Below are 9926 nucleotides of genomic sequence, written 5' to 3' on the forward strand. Positions count from 1 at the left end.
TCATCATGCGCTCCGTCTATCAAACGGAGCAGCCCCTTCCAACTAAGCACGTGGTCCCACAATCGGGGTCCATTTCACAGGGCATAGGAGGCGCCGTCACATCGCTTCTTCTAGAGAATGGCGCCAAGGTGTGCGCCTTCTTTCACAGCGACGAATCGGCGGCAAAGAAGCTGCGCGAAAGCGTGGGGGCGAACCAAGATCGGCTACTGACGCTTCGGTTGGACGTTTCCAACTACCAAGCCGTGAGCTCTGCCTTTGATACGTTGCGAGCACGTTGGGGACACGCAAGCATTCTAGTAAACAATGCGGGAGTTCACTGTCCCGTTGCTGCTTTTGAAAGCCAAACCAATCAGACGTGGATCGACGTTTTCTCCGCCAATGTATTTGGAGCTGTGTTTACAACGAAAGTTGCCCTTACTCCGATGAAGAATGCACGGTGGGGACGGATCATCAATATTTCTTCGATAGCAGCGACTGATGGCTTGCTCAACGGTAGTCCCTATGCAGCGAGCAAGGCGAGCTTACTCGGACTTACTCGCAGTCTGGCGAAGGAAGTTGCGCCGTACTCCATAACTGTCAATGCGCTCTTGCCAGGCCTGACCGAAACGCGAATGGCACATGCGGTGCCGCGCGAAGTCTACAGCCGGATCCTGTCAACGATCCCCATCGGCCGAGCCGCCACTTCGAAGGAAGTCGCGGCACTGGTCGCGTTTCTCGTTAGCGACTCTGCAAGCTATATCTCGGGCTCACTGATCCCTGTGTCGGGTGGGCGCTAAGAGTGTATCCGTTGTTCGAGCGCTAGAGGGCTTGGCCTATCTTGGATATGTATCTGTAGAGATATTCAACACGGCGGATGCAACGGGCATGTGGCCTCAATTGGTTCGATTGTCATTCAGACAAAAGCTGAAGGTCCTAGAAAATGATCACTGATCGAAAGGTTGCAATTGTCACGGGCGGCTCCGGCAATATTGGACAAAGTATTGCGACCGCCTTGTGCAATGAGGGCTATCGTACAGCAATTTTCGATCGACTTCCTCCATCGGAACAGTTCGACTGCCTGCCCAAGGAGGTGATCTATTTGTCGGGCGACGTTTGTAGAGAAGACCAAGTGAAAAGAGCTTTCGCGGAATTGTTTGAAAAAGAGGGCCGACTGGATCTATTGGTGAACGCGGCGGGAATCTCACCGAAGCGCGACGGTTCAAAAAGGGCGCGCATTTGGGAGGTGAGTTTTGACGAGTGGGAGAAAGTGATCGGCGTGAATCTGAACGGCGTATTCGTGACTTGCAAGGTCGCAACTGAGTATTTCCTTCAGCAGCGCTCGGGCAATATCGTAAATATTGGTTCGGTGATGGGCTTCATTGGAAGCACAAGCGCAAGTTCAAATAGGTTCCCGTACAGCAATTCTGGCGCCCACTATTCCGCGTCAAAAGCGGCCGTCCATAACCTAACCAAATCGCTGGCACGAGAGCTGGCAGAATTCAACATCCGCGTTAATTGCATAGCGCCCGGGGCAGTAGAAGGAGGAATGCTTCTCCTGGACGAGGACCAGAGACAATCGGTTTTGCGCCAGTTGGCTTTAAACAGCTTCTGTAAGGCTCGGGATATCGCCGAGGGCAGTACTCTTTCTCGCCAGTGGCGACAAGAGTCGGGCAATCACCGGACACACGATAAGCGTGGACGGCGGCTTGAACATGCGCTAGCGGACTCGCGTGTCAGCCCTTCCGATCAACTGAGCAACGGCGCTCGATATTCCGGCACCGGTTAATCCAAAACCATCGAGGGCGTCTTCGTATTGAAGGTTACTCGGATATTTCGAGGAGCCCGAGAATGGCAAGTACCTGACGTTAGTTATGTTATGCTGAACCAGGATCTCCGAAACAATGCTGGCTAGTCCACCGACTCTTCCGTGCTCTTCGACGGTGACGAGTATATCCGTTGTCTTAAGCGCGCGAAGAAGAGTTGTTTTGTCGAACGGCCACAGGCGAACTGCATTTAGAATGCTGCAGCTGATACCTTTTTCATTGAGCAAATCAGCGGCATCGGTTGCCGCGAAGAGACCACGGCCCGTGCTCAGAATTGTTACACGGTGTCCTCGCCGTAGGGTCTGCAGCCTGTCTAGATCGGAGTCCTCACTGCCATGTTCTCTCATGCTCGCTGGCAAGAAGGGGTTCTCGACACGTACATAAGCGAAGCCGCGTTCTGCAAATAGACGATCGACGATATTGTGCATGTCCAGGTAACTGCTCGGGCAGTAAACGGACACATTGTCTAACGTACGCATGATCGAAATATCCTCGTGAGGAACATGGGTATGCCCCTGGAACGTGTAATAGAGGCCAGACCACAAGCCTATGAGTTTAACGTCGTAGTTTCCATGTGATACAAGCGTGCGGATCTGCTCGTAGGCACGCATTGTAATAAACGAGGCTATGCCCACGATAAATACTTTGTGCCCGCAGCTGGCCAGTCCGGCGGCCACACCAGCCGCACACTGCTCCATAACCCCGAGGTCAAGAAAATGAGCTGGATAGTCCGTTTCTATTTGCTCCACCAGCGATGACTTCTTCGAATCGACAGAAATTAGGGTGAAGGCGTTCCCTGCCTTTGCTTTTGTTATGAGCGCAGCTGTGAACGCGCAACGAAGATCAAGTTGGCTCGACACAGTGTGACGCTCCTCCCTAACTGAAATTTAGAGCCCGCCGATCGCCCGCCTACCATTGCAGTCGATGGTGCAGCCGGTGATGTAAGTGACCCTGCTTGAGGTCGGAACCGCGGCAAGCTGCGCCACATGTTGTGACGAGCCGAGCCTTTGAAGGGAAACATTGTGTCCGGCCCGGCCATGCCGTCTCGTTCCAGCGTCTGCAAAATCGCTTAACGTATTCCGCCAGAAGTCCGGACGAGCGCCACTCTTGATGTTTCAACGTCTCCCAATGCGCCCTAGCCAGATCTGCAGCGGTCGACCGTGTCATTGAGCGCCAATGAGCCGACGAACTCCGAGTTCTCGCATCGCTGCACCGTACTCCGCCTCAGAGGGAACTCGGTAATGCCATTCCACTGAATTCTCCATAAAGGAGATACCACGCCCCTTGGTCGTATGCGCAATCAGGATTTGCGGACGTGCGGAAGTTTCAGCGTTCGCTCTGGCTAAGTTTAGCGCGTGCACGATTTGAGATATCGAGTGTCCATTTACCTCTTGCACATCCCAACCAAACGCTTTCCATTTCTCAGCCACAGGCTCAAGGGTCATGATCGATTCGGTTGGGCCGTCTATCTGTAGGCGATTTCGGTTCACGATGACAAGTAGATTGCCCAGCTTGAGATGACTGCCAGCTAAGGCGGCTTCCCAGATCGATCCTTCATTCATTTCTCCGTCACCAATAAGCGCGACGGTCAAATAGGATTGGCCAAGCCTTTTTGCGGACAACGCTGTTCCGATTCCAAACGCGATCCCGTGTCCAAGAGATCCACCCGTCATCTCGACACCGGCTATGCTGATTGTTGGGAACATTGTCAGTTCAGAGCCGCGCGCAAGAAAGCGCTCCAGCGAAAAGGACGGCAAGAAGCCGCGATGCTCCATCATCGCAAAGAGCGCCACTGCACCTTGGCAAGAACTCAAAATGAAGCGATCTCTGTTGGGGTCGTTTGGCTTCAGTGGATCGATGCGCAGAAATCGACAATACAAGCAGTAGAGGATCTCGATCAGCGAAAGAGAGGAACCGATATGTCCACCGCCGGCATTTCGAATCGCGCCTACAGTGCGGGCACGAAGTGAGCTGCAGATCAATTCATCTTCCCTCTGCATTTCCATAGCTGATGGGAGTTTCGTAGCGGTTTCGCGGGGCGCGATCTGGTCCATACGCTCAAGGCCTTACAAATTTGACGCATGGGCAACTATCGGACAGCAAAGCCCCATCGGCTCACCCCCCTGTCTCGACCTTCGCTTCTGCTTTTTGACGCACCAGCGGCGAGAGCTTCGCCTCCTGGTGTCCGAGCGTTTCGGTTCTTCACGGCCAGGCCGACCTCCGCCGGCCCGATCTGCTGGAACGGCTCGTTACCGTCCTCGCGACAGTAGCAGCACCTCATGACGTAGCACCAACATGTCAAAGGCCGGCTGCAGACTCGACTTGTCTGGCTGGCCGCGAAGCCGACGCCCCATTTGGATCCGACAGGTGTTCCTGCCGCCCTCCGGATGCGATGGGAACCAACACCGCTGCTGCGCATAGAACAGCGGCACCCGCGATGCACGCCGCAATGCTTCAATCGGCGAGACCGTACTCAATGGTGCAGAGCCTATGCATTGATTTGCATCAATCGAGCACGTTCCATATGAACTCCTGAGCCATTGGCTGGAAACCGCAATGGTCGTAACGGCTCATTCACCGTGTTCCAGCAATCGGCGTGCCGCAAAGGAGGTCGCGCGAGCCTTGCTTTAATAAGTCAACAGCATGTGCTTCGCTGCAGCATCGGCGGAACAGTTGGAGCCTACTGTCGGGCTCCAGACGTCCACGTCTTCAACGGGACACGGTTGGACACGACAATCCGGATGGTCCAATGACGACGGGCGCCCTCTCGTACTAAACTCGAGTGTCTGCCCGAGGATGTCCCTATGCGACCTGGCGATCGAACGGCTCGGTATCGGAACATTACCTGGTGTCATTCGATTTGCGGAGGGGTATCCGGTCCCGAGGACGCTGTTGCCCCCATACGTCCGGAGACCGCCTCGCAACGATAATTTAGTCCGGCGGTGAAATGCGCACGAGAAGTGTATCTCAGCGCGCGATGGGATGCTGATCGCTATGACGTTCGAACACGATGGCGAGGTTACGCGGCCGTCGCCGCATCAAGCTCCGGCATGAAAGGCGATCTAGTCGCGTCAAGGTCTTTCAACTGGAGCCACGCATATCCGTTCCTGTTCGCAGCGAAGCAGACCCACGCGCGAGGTAACCATAACCTGGCAAGTGTCGGCGTGGCCCCGCCGACTTTTTTCAATGAGGCCCGCATGATCAATATTTCAGTACCGAGCGCCTATCCTGCCAATCAGCACGCTCCGCAAGCTTCGCCGCCAAATTTGAGCGCGCTACCTTCAGAAGCTCGCAAACCTGTTTCATCGAGCGTCCTCCGGCAATCATAGCGAGCGCGCAATCCATTTTTTTTTGCGGCCGCACGTCAGGCATGGCTTCGACCTCGTCTCCTCTTGTCCAGAAACCGCTGCAGCTCGGGAACCTGACGACGGCAATTTCGTCTTCGCCTCGCTGCCCAATTGCAGATCTAATTCGTCCGCGCAGCATTCCAACTCTCCTTGATCATGGCCAAGTCAGTAGGTGGCGACTGCAACGAACAATGGCGATCACGAGGACCCATTTCTTGCAGGCACGAAGAAGCTCAAAGGATCAACTTGACGACAATATGCGCGGCGGTCGGCCGTAACCAGACGCCGGCGGTGAGCGCGACAGCGATGTCGGCGACACCGCGGACGGTTACCCGTTAGGACTCGTCTCGTCTCCCCAGCAGCTTGTGATGATCGCCCGCGCCAGTGCTTGGAAGCCCGCCAGCGTCTCACGCATCAGCGCAGCGCTCGCTCGTTAAGGCACGCCATGACCTCCCTGAACGAACTGACGATCGCTCTAGGTTGCCGTGTTCAGAATTGTTCGGTTCAAGACTTAATGTCCGCAACTCGAGACTGATGCTCAAGTATTCCGAAGGCGTGGCGCGAAGCGCATGCTTTTACCCCTCAGCAGGGCCTGCACAACGTCCTTGGCACGCCGATTGCTTGGGGTACTTGAAAGTGCGGTCCGGGCAATTGACGCTCTGCTGCACTTTCTTGCGCGTGCCGCAGTCGTTCGCCCAGCGACGGCTTTGACATCTGTCACGCCTGGAGGATGGCGTTCGATCTGGAAGCCGGGCCGACGACCCGGTAGAGGTGCAGCGATGGCAAATGCCATGCTTTATGCGAAGCAGGAAAGTGACTAGCGTTGCGTCGAGCTGATCACGGGGGAAGCGCCGCCCGCGAAGATGGAGGGCGGGGAGAAGGTCCGAATAGTGGCGGAGAGGTTTTGAGCAGGGTGCGAATATCTTCGAGGTGGGACGACGCAATGGCGTCGCCCGCAAGCTTCTCGCGCTCTGGCAAGCCGCAGCTATGGAGCATGTCGAGATAGGACCGCTCGTGGTCTCGACCGCTCACTGTTCCAAAACGTCGCCACCTGCAAATGAATCCGCGATCACAATCGTCTCGTCATCCTCGGCCCGATCGGCACCGGCAAATCCTGGCTGGACTGCGCGCCGGGCAACGGAGCCTGCCGCGATGGCATCTCCAAGAGTATCAGCGGCGCACATCTTGGCGCCCGCGCTCCCGATACGACCGGCATGAAAACACGCGAAAACGACCTGAGCGCCAAGACTGCAAAGACATTTGCGACGCTGTCGTGAGGGTGGAGGGCACGGGTCGTCCTGAGCTGACGGCGGCCGTTCCTGCCGTGCTCGTCTTGCTCAAGGAGGCCGTGAAGGCCCCAGTTAAGCATTCAGCGACCTACGACCTCGCCTACCTGCTCACGGCCGAGGAGGTCGCCTGATGCACAAGATCGTTGATGGCTCGACGCAAATCCTTGGCATCGTTGGAGATCCGATCCGGCAGGTTCGCGCACCGGAAGTCTGGAGCGCTCTGTTTCGTGCAAATGGTTTCAATGCCGTCTGCGTCCCCCTGCATGTCAACCCCGCCGAATTGAAGACCTTCTTGACGGGATTGCGAACGATCCAAAACATGGCAGGTCTGATCGTCACCATCCCGCATAAGCTCGCGGCGGTGCATCATGCGGACATCCTTACAGAACGGGCACGTCACGTGCAGTCTGTGAACGTCATGCGGCGTGACGAGGACGGCCGCTGGCGTGGAGACATTCTCGACGGCATCGGCTTCGTCAAGGGATTGCTGAGCAGAGGTCAACGCGTTGAAGGACGCCGCGCGCTCGTGGTTGGTTCAGGAGGGGCTGGCACTGCGATCGCCTTCGCCATTGCAGAGGCGAAGGCTGCCTCTGTTCATGTCTCTGATATCGCGGGCGATCGCGCGAGCGATCTGGCGAGCCGATTAGAGGCGGCCGGAATACCCTCCGGGACCTCGGCTGCTTCGGCGCGGGGATACGATCTCGTTGTGAATGCCAGTCCGATCGGGATGAAACCGGATGATCCGATCTCGATCGACTGCACCGATCTGGTGCCTGAGGCATTGGTCGGAGACGTCGTAGTCCATCCCGAGATTACCCCGCTGTTGGCTGCCGCGCGGGAGCGCGGCTGCTACGTGCAACCGGGTATAGTGATGATGGACAACCAACTGACTGCGATGCGCGAATTCTTTCGTTTTCCTGACGGTGACTACACTCCGGCGGCGGTCGCACGCGTGACGGCCGCATAACGCTTAGGGCGCCGCCAAATGCTGCCCACAACATATCGGACCGAGCGTAGTAAACTCAGAGCGAGGAAATTTGAAAAATTTGAAATATGTGTGAGCGATACATTAAGGCGAGGTAGCGAGAGTCGCCGCTGAGATAGCTGGCATTGTTGGGTTGGTGATCGATGGTGGGCGGCACCATCGCCAATGGTGATCCGCGCCGTTGGGGCGCACTGAAATACCCGTTAGGCGCGTTAGCCCGACAAGAACGCGAGGAGATCGAGGAGCAGAAGGATGTGCGGGGCTACTACCCCACAGCGCGCACGGAGAATAGCTGCCGAATCAGAGCCGCGCTTCGGTCAGGTGAACAAGCTGAGCCCCGCTCTGTAGAGGGCCTCACGGGCGACACGAAAGCGTCGCTCTTCGACGGCAGCGACCGGAAGCGGCAGATCCTTTTCCATAACCTGGCCGAGGACATAGGACGCCAGCACACTGCCGAAGACAGTCCCAGGCGCAATACCGCGGCCATTGCAACCACTGAAGGCGACCACGTTGCGGTCGAGCTTGTGAAAGCGCGGGAGGTTATCCGACGTCAGCCCGATCATGCCGAACCAGCCGGCTTCGAATTCGACGTCACCGAGCTGCGGAAACAGCCTGCGCAGCGACCTCACCGCCCAGGCCCGGTGGACCGAGGCGCCAATGCGCTCAAGAGCACCAACGCTGCCGAACACCAGACGTCCCGAGCGGTCGAAGCGAAATGAGGAAAGCACCTCCCTTGTGTCCCATGCTCCTTGCCGTTCGGGCAAGATGGAGGCCCTCAGATGGTCCGATAAGGGCCGCGTGGCGAAATTGAAATAGGGTAGATGGATCTGCTCCTGCCGGACCTGCGACCACAGTCCCTTGCCGTAAGCGTCGGTGGCAACGATCACCCACTCAGCGTTCACAGATCCCTTTGCCGTGCCGATCGTCCAGCGCGAGCCGGTGTCGCGGGCTGTGAAGACCTCACTCTGAGTGAAAATCCTCACTCCCGCTGTAAGCGGCCTGCCCGAAGGCGGCGGAACTCTCGCCGAGCGCATCCGGGCGCTGCAATCCCACGCTTCCCGCGCCCGCCAGCAGGGGCATCAGGCTCTTTGACGGTTTTAGGGTCGGCTTTGGCTTGACACCCCCGCCCCTGCCCTTCGTAAATCGCGGGGTCCGGCTGCAAGGCCGTTTCCGATCGGATGCCGTTTCCGGCTTCCGACCGCGCCGATGTCCCGGCCGCATAGCTCAGCGGGAGCGCGTTCCCTTCACACGGGTAGAACAGGGTAGGAACATCCGTGCATATCCGTGCAAAATCCGTGCACCGTGTTCCTCGCTTGTTCGCATGGCGCAGGACGGTGCTAGCGAGGCCGCTGATCAGAGGTTGGGGCCATCATTTTCCATGGGACGCCCCCTATTCCTGATCCACAGCCTAAAAGTAGCACCGTTAAGCCAGCCTAATTCCTGAACGATTTCAACGCGACGGGTGGAGGCTCGCTCTGTCACACCTGATTTCCGGCTGCGCCGACGTCCGGCAGCAATATTCGAATTGAAGTCTTGTCAGTCGTGGCTTGAACTAACAGTGCTTTGGTGGCGAAAACCGCGATGCCATGAAAGCGCCAAATAGCAGCCATTAAAGTGTCCAATTTTATTCCTTCCCTATTTCGCTTGTTGACAGAGAACCTAGCACCGCTTGCCTTGGAACAAATCCGGCGAGCTTATCTCTCGTCGCCTTCGTTCCTCGCCCTCCGGGACGATAAGCACGTCCTGCCAGTAGGTGGAGCCCGGAATCAGAGACCAGATAAACGCACACTATGTACAGTCTGAGATTTTAAAAATGAACGTGCGCACCGAAAGTGAAAAAATGCTGGCCGGACAGCTTTACGATGTTCTCGATCCTTCTCTTGTTGCAGAGAGATACAGGGTAAGAGGCTTGTGCCAGAAGATAAACTCCTCCAGTGAGGCGGACAAAGATCTGCGTCGGAACCTTTGCAAACATATTTTCGGAAAAGGCGGAGACACTGTGTGGATACAGCCACCCTTTTTCTGCGATTACGGTTCCAACATAGAGTTAGGCGTGCAAGTATTTTTCAATTTTAACTGCATAGTGCTTGATGTTTGCCGGGTTCGTATAGGTGACTACGGGCTTTTTGGTCCAGGAGTCCAGATCCTGACCTCGATGCATCCACTTGATGCTGCCCTTCGCCGGAAGCAGCTGTACGGAAAGCCGGTTGAGATTGGATCAGACGTATGGGTGGGGGCCGGGGCAATTATCCTGCCTGGCGTGACCATCGGATCAGGTACTGTGATCGGTGCAGGCAGTGTCGTAACACGTGACATTCCAGCCGGAGTGTTTGCAGCTGGTAACCCTTGTCGCGTGATCCGAGAAATCTCCGGATGAGCGCGAAACCTACTCGTCAGCTAAGCAGCTTTGCGTGCAGCCCTAATTGGAGCTATGCGGAATTTTGGGTGATGAGGTGATCAGGCGGCGTGGTTTGCCGGCATTTGGATGACCTCGATGCCGTCG

General features: G+C 56.6%; 9 protein-coding genes and 1 pseudogene. 5 read left to right on the forward strand and 5 right to left on the reverse strand.

All coding sequences use genetic code 11. From position 1 onward, the window contains the following. Window positions 1–776, forward strand: a 776-nt coding sequence (locus AC5ZG5_RS44840; RefSeq protein ID WP_496165547.1) for an SDR family oxidoreductase, incomplete at its 5' end; no start/stop codon positions are given. 143 nt (window positions 777–919) lie between these two features. Further along, window positions 920–1765 carry an SDR family NAD(P)-dependent oxidoreductase gene (locus AC5ZG5_RS44845; protein ID WP_456647018.1) on the forward strand — a complete coding sequence of 282 codons (846 nt, stop codon included), beginning with the start codon at window positions 920–922 and terminating at the stop codon, window positions 1763–1765. Here the strand turns inward: AC5ZG5_RS44845 and AC5ZG5_RS44850 are convergent. From AC5ZG5_RS44850 to AC5ZG5_RS44860, 3 genes are all read right to left on the reverse strand, one after another. Further along, window positions 1697–2662, reverse strand: coding sequence for a transketolase family protein (locus AC5ZG5_RS44850; RefSeq protein ID WP_456647019.1), 966 nt, complete (start codon window positions 2660–2662; stop codon window positions 1697–1699). The genes AC5ZG5_RS44845 and AC5ZG5_RS44850 overlap by 69 nt on opposite strands. Window positions 2663–2965: 303 nt before the next feature. Further along, complete coding sequence (locus tag AC5ZG5_RS44855; protein WP_456647020.1) at window positions 2966–3856, reverse strand: transketolase; 891 nt, start codon at window positions 3854–3856, stop codon at window positions 2966–2968. 1147 nt (window positions 3857–5003) lie between these two features. After that, complete coding sequence (locus AC5ZG5_RS44860; protein ID WP_456647021.1) at window positions 5004–5288, reverse strand: hypothetical protein; 285 nt, start codon at window positions 5286–5288, stop codon at window positions 5004–5006. 922 nt (window positions 5289–6210) lie between these two features. Here AC5ZG5_RS44860 and AC5ZG5_RS44865 point away from each other — a divergent pair. Both AC5ZG5_RS44865 and AC5ZG5_RS44870 read left to right on the forward strand, forming a co-directional pair. Beyond that, window positions 6211–6426, forward strand: a complete 216-nt coding sequence (locus AC5ZG5_RS44865) for an ATP-binding protein (RefSeq protein ID WP_456647025.1) — start codon at window positions 6211–6213, stop codon at window positions 6424–6426. Between the two features lie 142 nt (window positions 6427–6568). Further along, window positions 6569–7405 carry a shikimate dehydrogenase family protein gene (locus AC5ZG5_RS44870; protein ID WP_456647022.1) on the forward strand — a complete coding sequence of 279 codons (837 nt, stop codon included), beginning with the start codon at window positions 6569–6571 and terminating at the stop codon, window positions 7403–7405. 318 nt (window positions 7406–7723) lie between these two features. On the opposite strand, the pseudogene AC5ZG5_RS44875 reads toward AC5ZG5_RS44870, so the two are convergent. Together AC5ZG5_RS44875 and AC5ZG5_RS44880 are read right to left on the reverse strand one after the other, a co-directional pair. Beyond that, window positions 7724–8418, reverse strand: a pseudogene (locus AC5ZG5_RS44875) (NAD(P)/FAD-dependent oxidoreductase); the annotation flags it as partial. Between the two features lie 483 nt (window positions 8419–8901). Next, complete coding sequence (locus AC5ZG5_RS44880) at window positions 8902–9033, reverse strand: hypothetical protein (RefSeq protein ID WP_456647023.1); 132 nt, start codon at window positions 9031–9033, stop codon at window positions 8902–8904. 203 nt (window positions 9034–9236) lie between these two features. Here AC5ZG5_RS44880 and AC5ZG5_RS44885 point away from each other — a divergent pair, with 203 nt between their 5' ends. Then, the gene (locus AC5ZG5_RS44885) at window positions 9237–9800 is read left to right on the forward strand and encodes a sugar O-acetyltransferase (RefSeq protein WP_456647024.1); all 564 of its coding nucleotides are present in this window, start codon (window positions 9237–9239) and stop codon (window positions 9798–9800) included. The last annotated feature ends 126 nt before the right edge of the window (window positions 9801–9926 follow it).

Source organism: Bradyrhizobium sp. Ses1 (assembly GCF_059512365.1).